The organism is Paenibacillus mesotrionivorans (assembly GCF_046098205.1).
GTDB lineage: Bacteria > Bacillota > Bacilli > Paenibacillales > NBRC-103111 > Paenibacillus_AR > Paenibacillus_AR mesotrionivorans.
On the sequence record NZ_JBJURJ010000001.1, the window covers coordinates 374,496 to 396,697 of the forward strand.

Sequence of the window (22,202 nt, forward strand, 5' to 3'; positions counted from 1 at the left end):
CCCGTGATGCTCTTCCGGATTCATCTCATCAGGACCCATTGTGAAGCCACCTCGCTTTCATATTCTAGGGTGTGTTTGCAAACACGGCCTAGGTGACCCGGCCAAACCTCCGGGGAGGCAGCCGGGCATAGCTATTTGCCGTGGTAAACCAGCCATTCAAACAGCGAACCCGCCACTTTTCCCAAGATCATTGCCATCAGCAAGGACAGAATATGCCGGGACATGCCAAGCCGCTTGGCCAAAATGGGCAGCACATTAATAACCTCCGTCAGCGCCGCCGCCAGCATACCCACGAACACCCCGCTGAAAAGTCCCATAACCGCAGGGGACAATACCGTACCGGAGAAGCGCCAGTCCATAAAATCCGCCACCGTCCAGAACACGGAGCCGGTCACCACTGCCGTTTCATAGCCGTGAATCCGGTCCGCGGAGCGGGTCAGCTGGGCCAGGCGAGGGACAATGTCCAACACCAGCAGGAAGGCCACCATGCCGCTGCCCACCGCAATCCCCCCGGCCAAACCGATAAACGCGATCAAGGCATTAGCAGCTATCCCGCTCATGGGGCCGCTTCCCTCCTTTGTGGCCGGCTTTTCCGTACTCCTCGGCAACCACATACTGGTTCATACTTTGCTGGTACAGGTACATTTCCACCTCAAGGGGACTAGGCTCCTCGTTAAACTTCTTCTTGAACACGTGGTTGAAAAACAGCACCATCCCCACACCGATGCCCAAGGAATACGGGATTTGCAGCCAATAAGGGTGCTCCGGACGCTCTCCCGTCAACAGCTCGTAAATCCGCCCGTGCACCGCAGGCATACTCACGTCCTCGTGAAAGTTCATGATGGCCAGCCCCGAGCCGATAAACAAAAGAAGCCATACGGCCGCAAACAAAACAGGATGGCATTTGCGCTCGGCCTCCATCACCTGGATCAGGGCATGAGGCTCGCCGAAATGCACCAGCTGCATCTCCGGCACAACCTCCTTGACCCGTCTGGTTACCAGCATCATATCCACCAGAAGCCGATTGCCGTCCTCCACCTCCGGCCGGAAAAGCACCAAAGCGGAAATCTCCGGCAGCAGCTCCGGCTCTGTATACAGATCGGCTGCGTGTCCCAGCGTCACCGCCTCGCCCTTTTTGACCGTGATGTTCTTGCGGAAGCGGAGATATAGGCTGGGCGCCGCAGAATCCGGTGCAATCATCCAAATCCCCTCCCTTTTGCCGGTAACGTCAACTCACAAGAGGAATCAAGTCCAAGACTTCACCCCCGGGTGAGATTAGTATGCAATCTTTCCACATTCTCTAACCGCTGCGTGGCCTTGCCCGGGTTTGCCAAAATCTGCAGCGGCATGTCAAAAAGGGCAGCGGATTCCTCCGCTACCCTTCGTTTGTTTCCATCGTAACCGGATTTACTTATACCGCCGGATAAACTCTACCGCCCGCCGGATGTCCGTCTCAGGCTGATCGCCCACCTCACGCTCGATGGTCAGGTAACCGGTGTAGCCAATATCCTGGAGTGCGGCAAAATAGGCATCAAAGTTAACCTTGCCCTCTCCCAGCGGAACCTCCCGAAAAAACGCCCCGTCCCGGACCATACGCGAGATGGTTTCATGGTCCATAGGCGCATAACCCAAAGCCCCGTAGATGTTCCGGGGATCGGTGGCCTGCAGCTGCAGGCCGTCCTTCACATGGGTGTGCACGATGTAATCCCGCAGGGTATACACGCCCTGAACCGGGTCATCCCCCGTTACCATAACCATGTTTGCGGGGTCGAAATTGACGGATACCCCTTTGGTGGACAGGGTATCCAGAAAGCTCTTAAGATGTGACGCCCGCTCCGGACCTGTCTCAATGGCAAAAAACGCACCGTTCCGGTGAGCATACCCGGCCAGCTCCTCACAGGCCTCCTGCATAGCCGAGTACACGGGACTTGCGGCGTCCTCCGGCACAATTCCGATGTGGGTGGTGACCACTGCTGTTCCAAGCTCCAGAGCCAGGTCCAGAATCCGTTTGGATTTCTCGACCTTGGCCGGGTTAGCCTGCGCATCCTGGAAGCCATGTCCCCCCAGGTCGCCAACCAGAGCGGAGATCTCCAGCCCCAAGCTGTTTATGAAGCTCTTGAGCTCTCTGCGGTCCGCAGCCGAGAGCGCATCAGGGTCCATTACCCCTTTTACCGCATAAATCTGTACCCCGTCGGCTCCCACTTCCTTGGCCTTCCTCAAGCCCTCCCGGACACCGACGCCGAAGCTGTCGACAATGACACCGATGGGGTTTACCAGCTTCCGTTCCATTTGGATCAGCTCACTTTGCGTTTTAGTCGCACCGGCTTACTTCCACCTTGCCCTCTTCCACCTGAATCTTCTCCGAAACCGTGTCCCGGACGGCGCCCATCACCAGCTGCAGCATATAATTCAAGTCGCTTTGGGTTTCCTGAAACTCCGAGACGATCGGAATCGCATCCAATTCATTCTGCAGGGCTTCAATTTCCTCATCGATGGCCTTGACCATTTCCTTGTTCTTGAAGGTTTGCTCGAAGGCGACTGCTTCCTTCTGCTTCTTCTTAATAGTGCTGATCAGACCTTGGACATGGGGATTCACGGCAATCTGCTCCTCCGCCTTGCGGTAGGTGTCCACCTCCGACGAGTCCGCAAACAGCTCCGCCAATTCCCGGGCTTTGGCCATAATTGTTTCACGTCCGGCAGTATCGCCGGCTGCAGGAGACATCATGTCGTCCGCGCTATTGTGTGTGCTCATGCCGGTGTCCCTACCTTTCCTGTATCTGCATGGATAAGCTCGCCCCGGAGCAGCCAGGATTGGGGCTCGGTAACCCGTACCTGTACCAGCTGCCCGATCAGCTCCTTCGACCCTTCAAAGTGGACCAGCTTCAGGGTCCGGGTTCTGGCGGCCAGCACGCTGGAATTGGTCTTGCTTTCCCCTTCCACCAGCACCTCCACCACCTGGCCCTTAAGCCTGTCGTTGCTGGCCTTGCTCAGCTCCATCATCAGCTCGTTCAAGCGGTATAACCGTTGCTTCTTCACCTGCTCCGGCACATCATCCTGCATCTTGGCGGCAGGAGTTCCCTCCCGCGGTGAATACAGGAAGGTGAAGGCCGCATCATATCCCACTTCCCGCACCAGGGACATGGTTTCCTCGAACTGCTCGTCCGTCTCGCCGGGGAAGCCTACAATAATATCTGTGGTCAGCACAACATCGGGGATAGCCAGGCGGATTTTCCGCACCAGCTCCAGATATTGCTCCCGGTTGTACTTGCGGGTCATGGCCTTCAGCACCGCAGAGCTTCCGGATTGCACCGGCAGATGGATATGCTCCATCAGGTTGCCCCTTTTGGCCAGCACATCAATCAGATGGTCGTCGAAATCCCGGGGATGGGAGGTGGTGAACCGGATCCGCGGAATGCCGATTTGCCTCATTTCATCCATCAATTCCCCGAAGCTGTAGGTCCGGTCCGTGAAATCCTTGCCGTAGGCGTTTACGTTCTGCCCCAGCAGCATGACCTCCTGGAAGCCTTGGCGCGCCAGCTCTCTTACTTCGGCAATCACATCCTCCGGCCTGCGGCTGCGCTCCTTGCCCCGGGTATAAGGAACGATGCAGTAGGTGCAGAACTTGTCGCAGCCGTACATGATATTCACTGAGGCTTTGATGCCCTCCCGCTTCTTAGGGAGATTCTCAATAATATTGCCTTCCCGGGACCATACCTCCACGACCATTTCCTTATCGAAATAGGCCTCCTGCAGCAGGAAGGGCAGCCGGTGGATATTGTGGGTGCCGAAGATCAGATCCACAAAGGGATGGCTTTTTAAAATACGGCCGACTACGCTTTCTTCCTGGGACATGCAGCCGCAGACGCCGAGAATAAGCCCCGGTTTTTCCTGCTTCAGCACCTTCATATGGCCCAGTTCGCCGAAAACCTTATCCTCCGCATTCTCCCGGACGGCACAGGTGTTGAAAAGAATCAGGTCCGTCTGCTTCCGGTCCTGGGTCTCCTGGAACCCCAGCTCCTCCAGAATGCCCTTCATGGTTTCGGTATCATTCTCATTCATCTGGCAGCCGAAGGTGTAGATCGTATAATACTTGCCCTTGCCCAATCCTTTCAATTCCTCAGGAATAGAAGATTCGTATTGGACCTGGATTTCCTCCCGGCCGCGGCGTTTGCCTTCCTTGTAATCGGGCTGGCTGTTGATCTGCACTGTTCTGCCCTTGATCCGGTATGTGGTTTTGCCGTCCTTTTCCTCCAGCACCTTGGCATCGGAAAAATCAAAATAGGCGGAGTAATCCTTGACCGGGTCGGATTTTAAGTCCGCTGGTTGTTGGCTCTCCTTCTTCATTTGTCATTCCACCTTTATATGTCTGATATATTAAGCGCTAAAAACAGGCAATCAACATTGATTATAGCATAGGTTAGGCGGAAGTCCTATCAAACCCCAGACCGTTTCCCGCAGCAAAACCAATGAAGGGGATTCATCCACCTCTTGTATTTCGCCACTGCTTCCTTCCCCAGAATGACGGCCCCCGTCAAAAAAACGATTTCACTTGCGCCGATCATCACACCGCCGGCTACCGATTTCGTTGTGACTGTCAACGGCAGGAAAGGAAGCACCGGGAGCAGCGCATACAGAAGAAATGATAAGGCAATCAAAACAATGGCTGCTGTCCTCAAAGGTTTCTTTGTGACTGCCTGTGGAGAAAGCAAGGTTTCCCCGCCGCCGAAGTGCTTCTGCAAGATCCGTCCATACCGGTTCATCAGGAGCTTATCCGCAAGTCTTGGTGACAGCACATTCAGCTTGGCAAAAATCCTTGTGGGCAGCCCGCCCATCAGCCAAACTGTCCGCCTGCGTGCTACCGTATCCAGCAGCTCCGAGGCTACCTGCTCCGGGGAGGAGATAGTGATGCCCATCTCCTTCCACACCTGGTGAAACGGACGCTCTGCGGGCGTGTCCGCTGAATTCGGGCAGAAGTAGGTTACCGTAACTCTGCTGCCCTCCTGCTTCAGTTCCCGGTTCATTGCTTCTGCGAAGGCATGGATTCCGGCCCGGCTGGCCACATCTACGCTGTAATAAGGAAATGCCAGCCTTCCGTCTGCAAAACCGCCCATATGGACGATGGTGCTTCCGGAGCTGTTGTTCATCACCGGCAGAAAGTGGCGGGTAATCAGAATCGCTCCCAGGAGATTGGTGTCCAGCGTCCGTCTGATTTCCTCCGGTTCATGCCCGGATAAGGGCTTACGCACGTCGAAGCCGGCTGCATTGACCACCACGTCGATGCCACCGCTGCCGTTCCACTGGCCCACAGCCTCCACAAGCTTCCGGACTGCGGATTCATCCGTAATATCCCCTTCCGCAACAGCCGCTTCTCCTCCCAGCCGCTCCCTCAAGGCTTGTGCCTTCTCCGGATTCCGTGAAACCAGCATTGCGCTTGCTCCTTCATTCAGGAAGGCTTGGGCATAAGCCTCCCCCAATCCTCCGGTTGCGCCGATAATCACTACCCTCTTGTTAATAAACCGCTGTTTCATGTGTTCTCCTCCGTTTTACCGTCGCGGATCAGCTTCTCCATTTCAAACGTCATAGCGCTAAGCAGCTCCTCCATCATGGTTTGGCGTTCCTTCGTCTGCAAGAAAGCCAGAATAAGCGTCTCCAGCCTCCCATACAGCTGCTCATCCCCCTCCACGATGCGCCTTCCCTTTTCGGTCACCACTGCAAAATAAACTCTGCCGTCATCAGGAGACTGCTTCTTTTCCACCAAGCCCAGCCCTGACAGCTTCCGCACAATGGCGGACACGGCCGGTTTGGTCAGCTGGAGCGCTTCCGCAACTTGAGAGAACCGGGGGTTGCCCTGATAATAAATCGTCGTCAAATAATAATAATCATTGGAATTGAACTGTCTGGCCTCCGAAGCGGACAGTTGGGCATTTATATTGCGCAAGGACTCTCTCCACATAAAGTTGGCGATGTACGCAAGCTGTGCCTTCATGGGCTCCACCTTTGTTCACTATTTTTAATTAAATATTTTTAACTATTATTGCATAAGATCATGCTTTAGCCAACTCCCTCTCATAAAAAAACAATGCCCCACCGGTGTTAAACACGCAGCAGGACACTGTATGAAGGGTATGAAAAGGCCGGCCTCGGAGTTAAACCGGACCGGCGGGAATCACTTACAGCAGGACTTCAGCCTGGTCGCCGTTCTTAACGCCGGCAGCATTGGCTTCGTCTGTGTCGATATGCATATCCAAAGCAAAGGAATCGCTGACGCGGGCGATCACGTCCTCAAAGATAACCGGACGTTCGCTCTTCACCTTAACGGACAGCAGCTGCTTGTCCTTAATGCCCCACTTCTCGGCATCAGAGGTGTGGAAGTGAATGTGGCGGGCAGCGACGATAACGCCGTCCTCGGTTACAACTTCGCCGGCAGGGCCGACGATCTTGATGCCGGGAGTGCCTTCGGTTTTGCCGGATTCCCGTACGGGAGCCGCTACGCCCAATGCAAAGGAATCTGTTTTCGAAATTTCAAGCTGTGTTTTGGGGCGTTCCGGACCCAGGATCCGGACTTTATCGAACTTGCCCTTGGCGCCGATAACCGCTACAGTTTCTTCTGCGGCATATTGGCCAGGTTGGGAAAGGTCCTTCATGTTCTTCAATTCGTAGCCTGCTCCAAACAGGATGTCGATGTGTTCGCGGGATAAATGGATGTGCCGGGCCGATACGCCTACGGGAACCAGTTTCATGATTGAGGTCTCCTGCCTTCCAACTGTATTCATATTTTTGAGGAACTGTTATACTCGATTTCTATTATAACAAGACCGCGTAAAAATGGCATATGTTTTTCACATATGCCGGAATTTTTTTAAACCATTATTTAAATTCTGCCACCAAACGTTCAAATTCATCCTCCGTAATCTGGATATTCTGCTTGGAAATCCCTTCCTGCCTAAAACCCGTTACCTGGTCCTCGTAGGAGGGTTTGGTGGTATCCTGATAGATGAGGCCTGTAAGCAGGCCGCCCGTCTCCATTAATCGGGTCATTGCCTGAATCCGGTTGCCGGGATCATATCCCTCCTCCTGATCCAGATTCACCAGATTTTCCTTGAACCAGTCATAGGTATTCACCTTGTTAAAGGTAACGCAGGGGCTGTACACGTTGATCAGGGAAAAGCCCTTATGCCGGATGCCTGCTTCAATCAAGGCGGTGAGCTGTTTCAGCTCGCTGGAGAAGGATTGGGCCACGAAGGTGGCGCCGGCGGACAGGGCAACCTCCAATGGCGACAAGGTCGACTCAATGGAGCCTCCCGGTGTGCTTTTGGTTTTGAAGCCCATGGCGCTGCGCGGTGAGGTTTGTCCCTTGGTCAGCCCGTAAATTTGGTTATCCATAACGATATAGGTGATGTCAATGTTCCGCCGAAGGGCATGAACGGTATGGCCCATGCCGATGGCGAATCCGTCCCCGTCTCCGCCTGCGGCAATGACAGTGAGTTCGCGGTTGGCCATCTTGAGGCCTTGGGCGATTGGCAGGGAGCGTCCGTGAATGCCGTGGAAGCCATAGGCATTGATATAGCCGGAGATCCGGCCGGAGCAACCGATGCCCGACACCACAGCCAAGCTTTCCGGTGTCAGCCCCACGTTGGCCGCAGCGCGCTGAATGGCGGCCTGTACGGAGAAATCCCCGCAGCCCGGACACCAGTTGGGTTTCACATTATTGCGGAAGTCCTTCATCGTTGCCATACGATCAGCCCCTTGCATGCTTTATGAATTTCCGCCGGCAGGAACGGATTGCCGTCGTATTTCAGGACACTGTGTATCTTATCCGCCTGGCCCAGATTCAGCTTCAGGAGACTTGCCAGCTGTCCGGTGGCGTTGTTCTCTACCACAACTACCTTTCTGGCGCGGTTGAGATGGGGCGTCAGCTCCTCTGTGGGGAACGGATGCAGCTGCCGGATGGTGATATGGGCGGTTTTGATGCCCTCCTCCTCCAGCCGCGCTCTGCCTTCGTCGATGGTGCCCAGAGTGGAGCCCATGCCGATAATCAGCATATCCGGTTCAGCGTGGCCCTTGTGAATCTTGATGGCATCGTTTACATGAATCGACTTGAGCTTCGCCAGCCGTTTGTCCATCATGTTCTTGCGGTTAACCGGCGATTCCGAAGGACGCCCGGCTTCGTCATGCTCTACACCCGTTACATGATGGAGACCGTGTTTCGTACCCGGCAGCACCCGCGGGGACACCCCGTCAGAGCTTGCAGCATAACGCTTGAACAGCTCATGCTCACCCAATTCAGGCAGTTGGTCCCTCAGCTTGCCTCTCTTGATGGCGATTTTCTTGTAATCGAAAACATCCGAGGATTGTTTGCCCAAAGAAAGCTGGAGATCCGTCAAGAGGATAACCGGACATTGGTACTCCTCCGCCAGATTGAAGGCCTCAATAGTATCGTAGAAGCACTCCTCGATAGTGCTGGGCGCCAGTACGATCTTGGGGATTTCCCCGTGGGTGCCGTAAATCATGGCGAATACATCGCTTTGCTCCTGCTTGGTGGGGAGTCCCGTGGACGGGCCGCCGCGTTGGGTATCCACTACCACCACCGGTGTTTCCGTCATACCGGCCAGCCCGATTGCCTCCATCATCAGCGACAGGCCGGGTCCTGCCGATGCGGTCATCGCTCTCGCTCCGCCATAGTTGGCGCCGATGGCCATGGTAATCGCCGCAATTTCATCCTCTGTTTGAATAACGGTGCCGCCGAATTTAGGCAGCGCCTTGATCAGATATTCCATGATTTCCGACGCGGGAGTAATGGGATATGCGGGCATAAACCGGCAGCCGGCGGCTAAAGCCCCCAAGGCAATAGCATCGTTCCCGATCATAAAGAGCTTTTCCTTGCCATCCGCCTGCTCCAGCCGGAATTCCTCCAGCGGACCGCCTGCCTGGCTCAGAATAAATTCGGCGCCGCGTTTGACCGCCTCCACATTTTTCTCCACAACTGCCGGGCCCTTGCGGCCGAACTCCTCCTCCACCGCCTTGTTAAAGACGGACAGGGGCAGCCCCAGAAGTGCCCAGGAAGCGCCGGAAGCCACCATATTTTTCATCAGAGAGGTCCCCAGTTCCTCAGCTATCTGGGTGATGGGAACCGCGAACAGCCTGGCCTTCAAACCTTCCGGCAGCACAGGGCTGAATTTGGCGTCGGCCACAACCACGCCGTTCTCACGAAGCTCGTATGCGTTTACATCGATGCTCTCCTGGTCGAAAGCGACCAGAATGTCCAAACTGTCGGATATGGCACGGATAGGCTTGGTGCTGATCCGGATCTTGTTGTTGGTATGTCCACCTTTAATCCTGGATGAAAAATGCCGGTACCCATACAAGTAATACCCCAGCCGGTTCAATGCCGTGGAGAAAATCCGGTCGGTGCTTTCCACGCCTTCCCCTTGCTGGCCTCCGATCTTCCATGACAGTTGACTGATCATGACGCCCACTCCTTAGCTGGTGACATCCCCCGCAAACAAGCTTGCCGCATACTCCCATAAGAAATGCGGGGACCCCGGATGATAGTAATCTTCCATTTTTCTCTTTCAAAATGTAAACGCAATCTTTAGTGCTGCTGTAAGCATTTATTTGTCTCTCACCAAAATTCTATGCTGTCCATGTTAGATTTGCAAGTAAATTTGACGATTTTGTTACATAACTCTTTTCGCTCATAATTATACTTATTATAGATAAGTAGTTATATTAATCATCTTCTAGAGGAATGAAAGAAATTGCTTATCCCGGCAGATTTTCCGACATAAATCGCCGCCAATTTCCATAGAGAACCCCCTCCGCATCCTCTGCGGAATATCTGCGGTAGATTTCGTTGGCTAAACGGTCATAATTGCCTGCATGCTCCAGCCCGGGTATATGATAGTCCACCCCGTCGAAGTCCGAGCCGAAGCCTACATGCTCCCTCCCGCCTAATGCCGCTACATGGTCCAGATGGGTTAGGATATCCTTAATGGCAGGCTCGGACGCCTTGATAAACCAAGGCACGAAGGTTAACCCCATCACAGCTTTGCGGGCAATCAGGACCTGGATCATCTCATCAGTGAGATTCCGGGGGTGGGGGCACAGCTTGCGGACATTGGAGTGGCTGGCGCAGAAGGGCGCGGATGAAAGCTCGGCCAGCTCCCAAAAACCTTTATCGCTTAGATGAGAAACATCCAGGATCAATCCGAGCTTGGTGCATTCCTCGATCAGCTTTTTGCCCTTCAGGGTAAACCCCCCGTTCCGCGGCTCCAACACACCGTCCGCAGCCCAGTTGGCATAATTCCAGGTCAGTCCCAGCATACGGACGCCCATGGCGAAGGCGGTACGAAGATTCACCAGGCTCCCCTCCAGCCCGTCCGCCCCTTCGAGGGTGAGGATGGCCCCCAGCTTTCCCGAAGCCTCCGCTTCCGTCAAGTCGGCCTTGCTGCGGATATGCCGGACACCTTCGTGGCTGGCAATGCGGTTGTGGAAGGTATCGAAGGCCTCCAGCAGTTGAGTGAAGGATACATGAGGCCGGTTGGACACAAACACCGCGAAACATTGCACGGCCACACCCGCTTTGTTAAGACGGGGAAAGGAGACATCCGCGTAGATGCTGTCCTGCTTAAAGCTCAGCTCGGCGTGCAGATTCATCTTATCCAGCAGATCACAATGGGCATCGAAAATTTTCATAGGGTTCCCTCCTTTTCTCTCTTTCGTTTCACTATATGCACGAACACAAAAAAACCTGTCTACTGCTTCCCGTAAACAGGCGGTGCTGCATATGTCCCCATTGGTGAAGCACAACTGCTCCAGATTCTAACGGGGTTCGACGATGAGCTTGATTGCCGTGCGGTCTTCTCCGTCTATGACTATATCCGTAAACGCCGGTATACAGATCAGATCCACTCCGCCGGGAGCTACAAAGCCGCGGGCAATGGCTACGGCCTTCACGGCCTGGTTCAGTGCGCCTGCTCCAATCGCCTGAAGTTCTGCCGCTCCCCTTTCCCTCAACACGCCAGCCAGCGCACCTGCTACGGAGTTTGGGTTGGATTTTGCTGAAACCTTTAATACTTCCATGAAAGGTACCTCCCAGGGGATAGGTGATGGATTCCAGTACCCATCATATTCGCAGGATTTTCATAACATACCATCCCTGTTGACAAAAAAAAGAAGCCGCCCGGTTACGGACAGCTTCTTCGGCATTTAAGGTGAATTTATTCGCTGATGTAATTATCCTCGTCCGTACGGATTTGCTGGATGCTCTTCGCCAGCCCTGTTTGCTCATCCAGCTCGATCAGGGCTGCGTGGAAGTGCCATTTACCCTCATCCACCACAAACCGGGACGGCAGCTGGGTCAAAAACCGGTGCATCACACCCTCCTGCTCCATACCCAAGATCCCGTCCCGGGGTCCGACCATTCCCACATCCGTAAGATAGGCCGTTCCTCCGGGCAGCACCCGGTTGTCATTGCTCTGCACATGCGTATGGGTACCCACTACGGCGGATACCCGGCCGTTCAGATACCAGCCCATGGCAATTTTCTCGGAGGTGGCTTCCGCGTGGAAATCCACAAAAATATATTGATGACGGCCGCCTTCCCGCTCCAGAATGGCATCCACTGTTTGGAATGGACAGTCTAACGGAGGCAAAAAGGTTCTGCCCTGAAGATTGATTACCAGCAGGTCCTTGCCTGCCGCCTTCAAGGACATATACCCGTTCCCGGGTGTGCCGTAAGGAAAGTTGGCCGGGCGGATCAGGCGGGGCTCATCGTCGATAAAGTCGAAGATCTCCCGGTTATCCCAGGTATGGTTGCCCATGGTGATGCCATGAACGCCTTGGTCAAAAAACTCTCTTGCGATGGCCTGATTGATGCCCCGTCCATGGGCGGCATTCTCACCGTTCACAAGAACGACATCCGGACGGTATTTGGACTTCAGTCCGGGGAGCACGTTCTTGAGCGCCTTACGGCCTACAGAACCCACGATATCGCCGATAAATAACAGTTTAATGGTAATCCCTCCAATTGCCTTGTTCACACAGACCCGGTCCTGCAAGGTCTATGCCGCAGGCCGTTTAGGCCCTGCAAAGAAAAGGAAAGTGGCTTATCAGCCACTCTCCCGTTGTTCCTATTGTTGTTTACTTCGCGTACTCGACTGCTCGGGTTTCCCGGATCACGGTAACCTTGATGTGTCCCGGATAATCCAGCTCGCTTTCGATCTTCTTGGTAATATCCCTTGCCAGACGGAAGGATTCGGTATCGTCCACCTTATCCGGCTGGACCATAACCCGGATTTCCCGGCCCGCTTGAATGGCGTACGACTTCTCTACGCCCTCGAACGACTCGCAGATATCCTCCAGCTTCTCCAGACGCTTGATATAGGTCTCCAGCGTCTCTCTCCGTGCACCAGGCCGCGCGGCAGACAAGGCGTCTGCTGCACCTACCAGCATGGCGATGACGGAGGTGGCTTCGCAATCCCCGTGATGGGATGCGATGCTGTTGATCACTACGGGATGTTCTTTATACTTTTTGCCAATTTCTACGCCAATTTCAACATGGGAGCCTTCCACTTCATGATCCAGCGCTTTGCCGATATCATGAAGAAGTCCGGCACGTTTCGCCAATGTAACGTCTTCTCCCAGTTCTCCCGCCATAAGTCCGGCCAGGTAGGCCACTTCCATGGAATGCTTAAGCACATTCTGGCCGTAGCTTGTACGAAACCGTAAACGTCCCAGAATCTTGATGAGATCCGGGTGCAGACCGTGAACGCCCACCTCGAAGGTGGCTTGCTCTCCGTATTCACGGATGCGTTCATCCACTTCCTTGCGTGATTTCTCCACCATTTCTTCGATGCGGGCCGGGTGAATCCGGCCGTCCGCCACCAGCTTCTCCAGTGAGGTCCGGGCGATTTCCCGGCGGATGGGGTCAAATCCGGACAGGATTACCGCTTCCGGTGTATCATCGATAATCAAATCGATGCCTGTCAAGGTTTCCAACGCACGAATATTGCGTCCTTCACGGCCGATAATCCGGCCCTTCATTTCCTCATTGGGCAGGGAGACGACAGATACCGTCGTTTCCGCTACGTGGTCGGCAGCACAACGCTGAATGGCGAGAGTGATGATCTCTCTAGCCTTCTTATCGGCTTCCTCTCTGGCTTGAGACTCGATCTCCTTGATCATTTGGGCGGTCTCGTGGCGTACTTCCTGCTCTACATTGGTGAGGATGATGGTTCTGGCCTCTTCCATTGTCAGTGCGGAGATCCGCTCCAGCTCAGATACCTGGTCCTTGTAAAGCTGGTCAATTTGAGCCTGGGTTTCTTCAATGCGCTTCTCTTTATTCGCAACTTGCTCTTCCTTGCGCTCCAGGGAATCAATCTTTTTATCCAGCGTTTCCTCTTTTTGCAACAATCGCCGTTCTTGTCGTTGAATTTCATTACGACGCTCACGAATGTCTTTTTCAGCTTCGGTGCGGAGACGGTGAACCTCGTCCTTCGCTTCCACAACCGTTTCTTTCTTCAGTGCATCGGCTTCCTTCTTAGCACCTTCGATAATCTGCTCGGCTGCCTGCTCTGCACTGGAAATTTTCGCTTCAGCAATCGATTTGCGGATAAGAAAACCGATCCAAGCGCCAATGAGACCAGTCACGAGCGAGATTGCGATGGTGATGATGACTTCTTGCATAGACATCTGCGTCACCTCCTCGTCGTTTCTCCAAGGTGTAGCTTGGGGGTATTCGGTTTTTAATCCGTGGGTTTCAGTCTGCTTTACGCATGCTCAATCGTTTTCGGGTTATTGCGGTCTTACGGCGGAAGTAATGAATTGGCGAAAGCTCCTGCATATTTAAAGCAAAATAAAATATACATGAACATTTTAGCTTTTGTCGAAGAACATTGTCAAGCTATTGACAATCAAATCCAATACATTTCTACCCTGCCGTGTAAGGAAGGCATTATGGTTCCTCTTTTAGGGCCTGTATTCATCCCCTCATGAGGGTACCGTTAGCCGCTTTTGGCCCCTGGCTGCGTTACTTTTATCTTGTGCACCCCCGGTGATTTAACCCGAAATGGCCTTGCCTGAAACGAACATTCGCCAAAACCTGCTTCTCTCGGAAATTGGGGGGGACCGCTCCCAGCCGCGGGAGAACTCTACCGGCTTTCCGTCCGGTATCTGGCTGGAAGCCCGAACATGATCAGATTTCCGCGTCATCCTCAGCCGTTTGCTCGGACGCCTCCCGGACCACCCGCTTCACCAATTCATGGGAATATCCCCTGCGCAGAAGATAGGTCATCACCTTGCGTTTCCGTTCAAAGAGCTCTCCTCCGGTAATCCGCCATTTCTTCACGGCTGAATCCAGTGCGGCCGCATATTCCTCTTCAGGATCAATGCTGCCCAGCGCGGACGAAATATCCGCATCCTCCACACCCTTCTGGGCAAGCTCCATTTCCACCCATTTTCGGCCCTTCTTCTGGCTCCGGATCCGGTTCTCGGTCCAAAGCTTGGCAAAGGTCTCATCATTAAGATAACCTTCCCCGGACAGGCGTTCCACCACCTCACGGATCCGCTCCGGCTCGTATTCCTTCTCCTTCAAATGCAATCGGACCTCCTGCTGCGACCGGGGGCGCCTGCCTATGTAACGGATAGCCTCCAGATACGCCTGGTGCCGCTCGTCATCCATTACAATCCCCGCAATGGACTCGCTGTCCACCGACTCCCCCTTCAGAAGCCTGTGGCGGATCATAATATCCTCATGCACCGAAAAGGCATACACATCATCAATAAAAAGGTTGTACCGCTTCTTATTGCCCTTCTGCCGTTCTACCGAAGTGATCCACCCGACCTGATCTTCGCCGTTCGACATATCCTTCTACGTTCCTTTCTGCAAGAAGGGCACCCTGTTTATCCAGGGTGCCCTTACGGTTGTAGGTATAGCTGACTGCTTATTCCGCGTCTTCAAAATCCTCCAAATCATCCTCTTCCTCTTCCTCATTGGAAACGGGAGGAATGGTGGTGATAAGGTTGCTGTTTTCGCGGATTTTCTTCTCGATGGCGTCGCGCACCGACGGATTATCCTTCAGGAATTGCTTGGCATTCTCGCGGCCTTGACCCAGCCGGTCGCCGCTGTAGGAGAACCATGCGCCGCTCTTCTGGACGATGTCCATTTCGGCGCCGATATCCACGATGCTGCCTTCCTTGGATACGCCTTCGCCGTACATGATATCAACTTCGCATTGTTTAAAGGGCGGAGCTACCTTATTCTTCACTACCTTGATCCGGGTGCGGTTGCCCACAATATCGTTGCCCTGCTTCACGGACTCGATACGCCGGATGTCCAGACGGATAGTGGAGTAGAACTTCAACGCACGGCCGCCGGGAGTGGTCTCCGGGTTCCCGAACATCACGCCGACCTTCTCGCGGAGCTGGTTGATAAAGATGGCGATAACCTTAGACTTGTTGATGGCGCCGGACAGCTTCCGCAGGGCCTGTGACATAAGCCGTGCTTGCAGACCCACGTGGGAGTCTCCCATCTCGCCTTCAATTTCCGCTTTCGGCACCAGGGCCGCCACGGAGTCCACAACAATGATATCCACGGCGCCGCTGCGTACCAGGGCTTCCGCAATTTCCAGGGCCTGTTCGCCTGTATCCGGCTGGGACAGGAGGAGCTCGTCTATATTGATGCCGAGCTTGCTGGCGTACAGAGGATCAAGAGCATGCTCCGCATCGATAAATGCGGCTTGTCCGCCTGTCTTCTGTACCTCTGCAATGGCATGCAGTGCTACTGTCGTTTTACCGGAGGATTCCGGTCCGTATATTTCAATAATCCGCCCCCGCGGAAATCCGCCTACGCCCAAGGCGATATCCAGTGCCAAGGAGCCGCTGGGGATGGTCTCCACCTGCATATGGGTGGACTCTCCCAGCTTCATAATAGAGCCTTTGCCGAATTGCTTTTCAATATTGCGAAGTGCCGCTTCCAGTGCTGCGCGACGATCTGCCAAGAGACTCACTTCCCTTTGATTTAGGATGATAATACTATGATAACTGCTTTTTGCGGTTTTGCCAAGGGTTTTTTCGAACATACATTCGCATGCTTGGGAAACAAAAAACCGCAACCAAGAGGTCCTCCCTGTTACGGTTCTTCCGCAAACATATACCTATATTATACCCGCGCACCCGGACGATTGCAAATGAAATGTGCCGGAACCTGCCAAAAAAACGCGGCCCGGACTCACGTTTTGGCGCAGCTTGGCGCGATATCTGATTTAGTTTGAACCTGCGGCAGTGACGGCTAAGCGCTCCCTGGTTCCATTAGCGGCTGACTGGGCTGCTGTTTCCCTTTGCAGCGGGGCTGCAGAAGCAAGTGTGGCGGCGGCACGCAGGAAAGCTATGCGTTTAAGCCGGCGAAGACTGCCGCATGAGCTGCGGCCGCTGCACAAGGGCCAAAAGGCGGCAACCGGTTTCGGTAGCCAGGCAATAGCCAGTGACGACTGCCGCTGGGCTCGGGCCGATTCTAACGGAAGCCAGAGCCGCTATTTGCCAACAAATCGGCGAATTGAAAATCTAACGGAAGTGAGCGCCGTTATTAGAGGTGTTTGGCCTATTTAAGGGGCAAAAAGAACCAAATAGCGGCGCTGCCCGCCGTTAGAATTTCCAAAGTGGCGATTTTGCCGAAATAAGGGCTGTGGCCGCCGTTAGCCCGGTATCTGCCCTCTTTAGCCCAATAGCTGCCCGCAAGGATAAGTATCACCACATACGGATACCCGACGCTGCTGGCTGGCAAACATCACACTTTTATCCCAACTCCGCTAATTTGCCAAAAGAACTGCTGGTTCTCCCGCCCCAGCCAAACGTGCCGTATATAACACTCCTGCTTCTCCACCATATTCCACATCCCAAGACGCCTATAACTCAGAAACCCTGGTTACTGTAAAAGCATCCCGCTCCTGCAGAGGTTTCGCTCCTCAGACCAACTTTTTCCGTTCCTGCCCCACAGGCCTGCCGCACAGCCGCTTACACGCCTCGCCAACGCCCACAGCAGCCGGAGCCATCATTCTGCCTAGCCTTGACTCACCAGCTGCCGCCACAGCATGTACAGCGCCTGCTTGGCTGCCCGCAGCTTCACAATCTCCCTGCTGCCGCCCAGCCGGTTCTTGGTCACCTCTACGGGACCGTCCCGTTTGGCTAAGCCGATATAAACCAGCCCTGGTGGTTTGCCCTCCGACGAATCCGGTCCGGCCACACCCGTCACCGACAATGCGTAGTCCGCATCCAGAGAGCTGCGCAGATTAGCCGCCATCAGCTCAGCGGTTCGGTCGCTCACTGCTCCCGGCGCACCTTCCCCCTCCAGCACCTCCATGGGGATCTCCAGCAGCTTGTGCTTCAGCCCGTTGGAGTAGCTGACAATGCCTCCCTTGAAGGCCGCAGAGCTCCCCGGAAGGCCGGTCAGGAGATCCGACAGCAGCCCGCCGGTGCAACTCTCCGCTGTCACCAGCGTCTCTCCCCGCTCCTTCAGGAGGCGGAGCACCGCTTCTTCGATGCCGATATCCTCCCGGGCATAGAGATATTGCCCCACCCGCTGGCAGATGGCATCCTCCACCGGCTGCAGCTTCCCGTCGGCCTCCTCCTTGCTGGAGGCTTTGGTGGCCAGCCGGATGGTGACCTCGCCTTCTTTTGCATACGGGGCAATAGTCGGGTCCTGCTGGCGTTCAATGAGATCCAGCAGCTCATGCTCCAGCGTGGATTCCCCAATCCCGGCAAACTTCAGCATGCGGGAATACAAGGGGCGCTCCTCCCCCATCGCCTTCAGCAGCCAGGGTTTGCCGTAGCCCGTGAACATGGGCTTCATTTCCTTGGGCGGCCCGGGAAGCAGCATGTAGCGGCAGCCCTCCGCTTCAAGAGCCACTCCCACCGCATGCCCGGTATCATTGGGAAGTGGATCGCTGCCCTCGAGCATAAGCGCCTGCCGGGCATTGCTTTCTACCATATGGACGCCCCGCGCCTCGAAGAAGCTGCGGATGCGCTCCATAGAAGGCTCATGAAGGATCAGCGCTTTGGTGAGATACCGTCCCAGCACATCCTTGGTCAGATCATCCTGGGTGGGTCCCAGTCCACCTGTACAGATCACCAGATCGGCCCGTTTCGACGCAATGTCCAAAGCCTCCACCAGCCGCTGCTCGTTATCGCCGACAACTGTCTGGAAGTATGTATCAATTCCGATGGAGGCGCATTCCGCCGCCAAAAACTGGGCGTTGGTATTCACAATCTGCCCCAGCAAAAGCTCCGTGCCCACTGCAATAATTTCCGCTTTCATAGAAGACACCTCCTGGAATGAATGAACCTTCATACGCGAAAGGCCTTCCCGTGGAGGAAAGCCCTTCTGCATGGACCTGTGCAACAGGCCCTTATGTATGAACGTTTATCACATGCTTGTTCTTGAGGAAATAATCCACACCGGAGTAGATGGTGATCAGCGCCGCCACCCAGCTTGCCCAATAATCGAAATCGAAATTCAGGAAGTGGAACGGGAAATTGTTCAGCAGGAGTGCGATAATTGCCGTGATCTGAGTGGCTGTTTTCCATTTACCCCATTTGCTCGCGGCCAAAACAATCCCCTCCAAGAGGGCAATCTGGCGCAGGCCCGTAACGGCAAACTCCCGGCTGATGATCACGATGACAATAAACGCGCCTACCTTATCCATTTCCACCAGGGATACCAGCACTGCCGTCACCAGCAGCTTATCGGCCAGCGGATCGAGAAGCTTGCCCAAATTCGTGACAAGCTTCCGCTTTCTGGCAATGTAACCGTCCAGACTGTCCGTACTGGCGGCAATAATGAAGATCAGCGCCGCGATCACCTGGTTGTAGGAAATGACGAAATTACCGATAACCAGATTGGGCAAAGGCATCTTCACCAGCAAAAAAAACATGATTAACGGAACCAGAAAAATCCGGGCCATGGTGATGCGGTTGGCCAAATTCATGCGATCGCCTCCCCGGCAAGGTCGAACTCAAAGGAATGGGTCACTTTCACCTTCACAATATCGCCGATATTGCCCTTATAGCCGGAAACAAACACTTCGCCGTCGATTTCCGGGGCGTCATACTGCGAACGTCCTACATATACGTCGTTGCGGCCGTCATAACGCTCCAGCAGCACCTCCAGCTCCTCGCCGACCCGGCCGCCGTTCCGGCTGTTGGAAATCTGCCGCTGCAGCTCCATCAGCTCATTGGCCCGGGCTTCCTTGAGATCCTCCGGAATCTGGTCCGGAAGCCGAGCTGCGGGTGTGTCCTGCTCCTGGGAGTAGGTAAATACACCCAGCTTGTCGAATTGGATTTCCTTCACAAACTGCTTCAGCTTCTCGAAGTCCTCCTCGGTTTCTCCGGGGAACCCGACAATCAGAGAAGTACGGAGCGCAACCCCGGGAATCCGGCTGCGGATCTTCTGGAGAAGCTCCCGTGTATCCCGCCCCCTGCCCGGACGCCGCATCCGCTTCAGAATGGAGTCCTCGCTATGCTGCAGAGGCATATCCACATATTTGCATATTTTAGGGTTGTTGGCAATCACATCAATCAACTCGTCCGTAAAAAATCCCGGATACGCATAGTGCAGCCGGACCCAATCCACTCCGGGAACCAGGGTCAGCTTCTCCATCAGCTCAGGCAACGCAAACTTCTCATACAGATCCATGCCGTAATTGGTGGAATCCTGTGCGATCAGACTGATCTCCCGGACTCCCTGGGAAGCCAGATTCGCCGCCTCCGCCACAATGGATTCCATAGAACGGCTGCGAAATTTGCCGCGCATAATCGGAATGCTGCAGAAGGTGCAGGCGTTGTCGCAGCCTTCGGCAATTTTAATGTGGGCCGAATAGCGGGGGCCTGTCACCTTGCGGGGCAGCACCGCATCATAGTTAAAAACCGGGTTCCCCACATAGCTGGGTTTCGCACCGGCCAACGCCTCATCGATAATATCGGTAATCTTGTCAAAATCCCCGGTGCCGACAATGCCGTCAATCTCGGGCATCTCCTTCATCAATTCATCCTTATAGCGCTGGGTCAGACAGCCGGAGACGATGAGCGCCTTCAGGGAGGCGGTTTCCTTCAGCTCGGCCAGGTCCAGAATGGTATTCACCGATTCTTCCTTCGCCGCATCAATAAAGCCGCATGTATTCACAATGATAACCGTCGCTTCTTCACGATCCTCAACAAGGGTGTACCCGCGTTCATGAATCAACCCGGACATAATCTCCGAATCTACGAGATTCTTGTCACATCCAAGGGTAACAACCTTGATTTTCTCAGACATCCCTGCAATCCCCCAATAGTAATCTAAAAATTGCTTATTCTGGGCCCACACCGCTTTTTCGCCGGCACAGGGCTCCTATCCCCAAAAAGTATAATACAACGAAAAGGTGGTGTCAAAAATGCAAAGAGCCCCACAATGTGGAGCCGGGGGGTGCCGCAGCGCTTACCGGAAATTAAGAAACTGCAGCTCGATGGGCAGATCAGCCTCTCTTAAGAGAGAAATCACCCGCTGGAGGTCGTCGCGGCTCTTGCCGGTAACACGGATTTGATCACCTTGGATTTGGGTTTGCACCTTAAGCTTCGAATCCTTGATGATGGTGTTGATTTTCTTCCCGATCTCTTGGGAAATCCCCTGCTTCAGCTTAATCTTCTGGCGGACGGTCGCGCCGGAGGCGGGCTCCACCTTGCCGTATTCCAGGTTCTTGATGGAAATTCCCCGTTTGGTCAGCTTCGACTGGAGGATATCTACGACATTCTGAAGCTTGAATTCATCGTCAGAAGTGAGCGCGATATCTTCCTTTTCCAACGAGATGCTGGATTTGCTGTTCTTAAAATCAAACCGGGTGTCGATTTCCTTCTGCGCCTGGTTGATGGCATTATTAACTTCCTGCATATCCACCTTGGATACAATATCAAACGAATTATCTGCTGCCATACGTAAAACACGTCCCTTCTTTCACCGGAAAATAATTTGGGGAGACCTTCAACTAGTAGTTAAGTATAGCAATAATTGGAGACAAAGAAAAGGCATCCCCGTTGGCGGAAATGCCTCACCCAATCACCGTTCATTTATTTATTCCTTGCCGGCTCACGGAACATGTCCAGAATCCCCAAAACAATATGGGCGAGACCAAAGCCGAAGATGCCGTATCCCCAAGCATCAGGTGTCAGGTACCACCCCAGCAGGCTCACCACAATGCCAAGCCCGGTTACAATCCAGCTCACTGTCATTGCACATCATGCCTCACTTTTAGTGAAATGTGTCACCAGTGAGTAGGATGCCCATTATCTCCAACCCTATACATGCGCCAGCATTACAAGCCTGCAGCTTGGATTTGCAGCTTTTTGGGGTTAGAGATTTCACCCAACGGAACAACAATGCCATTCACCTTCAGCTCGATGGCCTTAGGCAGGCCGATATTCATAAAAATCGGCTGGTCGGACTCCCATTTTCGCGGAGAGCCCAGCTTGGCCAGATTGCCCTGCTCGATCATGGAATGGTCAAAAATGTTTCCGTTGGGAGTTAGCTTGTCAATCTGGAACCAGCAGTCCGTACCGGTCAGAGTCATTTCGAGACTGAGTGAAGCCGCGTTGGTTAGCTGGTAATAATCCATGTTCCCCTCGCTTTTGACCAGCTTCAGCTCGGGCTGGACAGGAGTAGGTGAAGGCGTCGCCGCAGATTTCACCTCCACATTCCCCCCGGCTGGGGAACCATTGGGATTGACGGTAGCCACCTTATCCGTTATGGGTGAGGAATTGCTGCCATTGACGGACTGGTTGACGCCGTCATGATTGCGGTAGGCAAAATAATAAATCAGCCCCACAATCAGAAGAAAAAACGAAGCCAGCATCACACCTGTGGCGAACTTGCTCCACTTGTCCGAACGTTTGGTGATGGTGCGTTTAGGCGACAAGCTCTCCGTAACCGTTCCGACATTCGTATCCGGGAATACGTTGCGGTACATGGACAGCACTTCATTAGGGTCAAGCCCTACAGCCTCTGCATAGCTTTTGATAAATGCCCGAACATAGAAGTTACCCGGAAGCGATTTGTAATCCCCTTCCTCAATAGCCTCCAGATAACGTTTTCGGATTTTGGTTGTTTCCTGGAGCTGATCCAGGGTGATGCCCTGCTCCAGTCTAGCTTTCTTTAATAACTGACCCAACTCGGACAAACA

23 protein-coding genes are annotated in these 22,202 nt (G+C 54.0%); all 23 read right to left on the bottom strand.

Annotated elements, in window-relative coordinates:
- Positions 1-131: 131 nt before the first annotated feature.
- A complete protein-coding gene (locus ACI1P1_RS01765) occupies positions 132-560 on the bottom strand; it encodes a stage V sporulation protein AB (RefSeq protein WP_416214628.1) in 429 nt (142 codons plus the stop codon).
- Positions 541-1,200, bottom strand: a complete 660-nt coding sequence (locus ACI1P1_RS01770) for a stage V sporulation protein AA (RefSeq protein ID WP_416214629.1) — start codon at positions 1,198-1,200, stop codon at positions 541-543. Before ACI1P1_RS01770 ends, ACI1P1_RS01765 begins: the two co-directional genes overlap by 20 nt.
- Before the next feature lie 207 nt (positions 1,201-1,407).
- Positions 1,408-2,289, bottom strand: coding sequence for a sugar phosphate isomerase/epimerase family protein (locus tag ACI1P1_RS01775; protein WP_416214630.1), 882 nt, complete (start codon positions 2,287-2,289; stop codon positions 1,408-1,410).
- Positions 2,290-2,311: 22 nt separating this feature from the next.
- On the bottom strand, positions 2,312-2,752 hold the full coding sequence (locus ACI1P1_RS01780; RefSeq protein WP_416214631.1) for a YlbF/YmcA family competence regulator: 441 nt from the start codon (positions 2,750-2,752) through the stop codon (positions 2,312-2,314).
- The gene (gene miaB / locus ACI1P1_RS01785; RefSeq protein WP_416214632.1) at positions 2,749-4,344 is read right to left on the bottom strand and encodes a tRNA (N6-isopentenyl adenosine(37)-C2)-methylthiotransferase MiaB; all 1,596 of its coding nucleotides are present in this window, start codon (positions 4,342-4,344) and stop codon (positions 2,749-2,751) included. The genes ACI1P1_RS01780 and miaB overlap by 4 nt, the downstream gene beginning before the upstream one ends.
- Positions 4,345-4,433: 89 nt before the next feature.
- Positions 4,434-5,528, bottom strand: a complete 1,095-nt coding sequence (locus tag ACI1P1_RS01790; protein ID WP_416214633.1) for an SDR family NAD(P)-dependent oxidoreductase — start codon at positions 5,526-5,528, stop codon at positions 4,434-4,436.
- A complete protein-coding gene (locus tag ACI1P1_RS01795; protein ID WP_416214634.1) occupies positions 5,525-5,986 on the bottom strand; it encodes a MarR family winged helix-turn-helix transcriptional regulator in 462 nt (153 codons plus the stop codon). Before ACI1P1_RS01795 ends, ACI1P1_RS01790 begins: the two co-directional genes overlap by 4 nt.
- 184 nt (positions 5,987-6,170) lie before the next feature.
- Entirely contained in the window at positions 6,171-6,740 is a 570-nt protein-coding gene (gene pduL, locus ACI1P1_RS01800) for a phosphate propanoyltransferase (RefSeq protein WP_416214635.1), read from the bottom strand.
- A gap of 127 nt (positions 6,741-6,867) precedes the next feature.
- Positions 6,868-7,734 carry a 2-oxoacid:ferredoxin oxidoreductase subunit beta gene (locus ACI1P1_RS01805; protein WP_416214636.1) on the bottom strand — a complete coding sequence of 289 codons (867 nt, stop codon included), beginning with the start codon at positions 7,732-7,734 and terminating at the stop codon, positions 6,868-6,870.
- Positions 7,722-9,467 carry a 2-oxoacid:acceptor oxidoreductase subunit alpha gene (locus ACI1P1_RS01810; RefSeq protein ID WP_416214637.1) on the bottom strand — a complete coding sequence of 582 codons (1,746 nt, stop codon included), beginning with the start codon at positions 9,465-9,467 and terminating at the stop codon, positions 7,722-7,724. Before ACI1P1_RS01810 ends, ACI1P1_RS01805 begins: the two co-directional genes overlap by 13 nt.
- 295 nt (positions 9,468-9,762) lie before the next feature.
- Entirely contained in the window at positions 9,763-10,695 is a 933-nt protein-coding gene (locus ACI1P1_RS01815) for a dipeptidase (RefSeq protein WP_416214638.1), read from the bottom strand.
- A 126-nt stretch (positions 10,696-10,821) separates the two neighbouring features.
- Positions 10,822-11,082: a stage V sporulation protein S gene (locus tag ACI1P1_RS01820; protein ID WP_113019194.1), complete on the bottom strand. Its 261-nt coding sequence runs from the start codon at positions 11,080-11,082 to the stop codon at positions 10,822-10,824.
- A 137-nt stretch (positions 11,083-11,219) separates the two neighbouring features.
- Positions 11,220-12,014 carry a TIGR00282 family metallophosphoesterase gene (locus tag ACI1P1_RS01825; RefSeq protein ID WP_416214784.1) on the bottom strand — a complete coding sequence of 265 codons (795 nt, stop codon included), beginning with the start codon at positions 12,012-12,014 and terminating at the stop codon, positions 11,220-11,222.
- 127 nt (positions 12,015-12,141) lie between these two features.
- Complete coding sequence (gene rny / locus ACI1P1_RS01830; protein WP_416214785.1) at positions 12,142-13,686, bottom strand: ribonuclease Y; 1,545 nt, start codon at positions 13,684-13,686, stop codon at positions 12,142-12,144.
- Positions 13,687-14,194: 508 nt separating this feature from the next.
- On the bottom strand, positions 14,195-14,863 hold the full coding sequence (locus tag ACI1P1_RS01835; RefSeq protein ID WP_416214639.1) for a RecX family transcriptional regulator: 669 nt from the start codon (positions 14,861-14,863) through the stop codon (positions 14,195-14,197).
- 79 nt (positions 14,864-14,942) lie between these two features.
- Positions 14,943-15,998 carry a recombinase RecA gene (recA, locus tag ACI1P1_RS01840; RefSeq protein WP_416214640.1) on the bottom strand — a complete coding sequence of 352 codons (1,056 nt, stop codon included), beginning with the start codon at positions 15,996-15,998 and terminating at the stop codon, positions 14,943-14,945.
- Positions 15,999-16,597: 599 nt separating this feature from the next.
- Positions 16,598-16,780 carry a hypothetical protein gene (locus ACI1P1_RS01845; protein WP_416214641.1) on the bottom strand — a complete coding sequence of 61 codons (183 nt, stop codon included), beginning with the start codon at positions 16,778-16,780 and terminating at the stop codon, positions 16,598-16,600.
- A gap of 276 nt (positions 16,781-17,056) precedes the next feature.
- Complete coding sequence (locus ACI1P1_RS01850; protein ID WP_416214642.1) at positions 17,057-18,310, bottom strand: competence/damage-inducible protein A; 1,254 nt, start codon at positions 18,308-18,310, stop codon at positions 17,057-17,059.
- Between the two features lie 91 nt (positions 18,311-18,401).
- Positions 18,402-18,980, bottom strand: a complete 579-nt coding sequence (pgsA, locus tag ACI1P1_RS01855) for a CDP-diacylglycerol--glycerol-3-phosphate 3-phosphatidyltransferase (protein WP_416214643.1) — start codon at positions 18,978-18,980, stop codon at positions 18,402-18,404.
- Complete coding sequence (gene rimO, locus ACI1P1_RS01860) at positions 18,977-20,305, bottom strand: 30S ribosomal protein S12 methylthiotransferase RimO (protein ID WP_416214644.1); 1,329 nt, start codon at positions 20,303-20,305, stop codon at positions 18,977-18,979. The genes pgsA and rimO overlap by 4 nt, the downstream gene beginning before the upstream one ends.
- A 162-nt stretch (positions 20,306-20,467) precedes the next feature.
- On the bottom strand, positions 20,468-20,959 hold the full coding sequence (locus tag ACI1P1_RS01865) for a YajQ family cyclic di-GMP-binding protein (protein ID WP_416214645.1): 492 nt from the start codon (positions 20,957-20,959) through the stop codon (positions 20,468-20,470).
- 134 nt (positions 20,960-21,093) lie between these two features.
- Positions 21,094-21,255 (bottom strand): hypothetical protein, encoded by a 162-nt coding sequence (locus ACI1P1_RS01870; RefSeq protein ID WP_181592634.1) that lies wholly within the window; start codon positions 21,253-21,255, stop codon positions 21,094-21,096.
- Between the two features lie 83 nt (positions 21,256-21,338).
- Complete coding sequence (locus tag ACI1P1_RS01875; protein WP_416214646.1) at positions 21,339-22,199, bottom strand: helix-turn-helix domain-containing protein; 861 nt, start codon at positions 22,197-22,199, stop codon at positions 21,339-21,341.
- Positions 22,200-22,202: the final 3 nt, after the last annotated feature.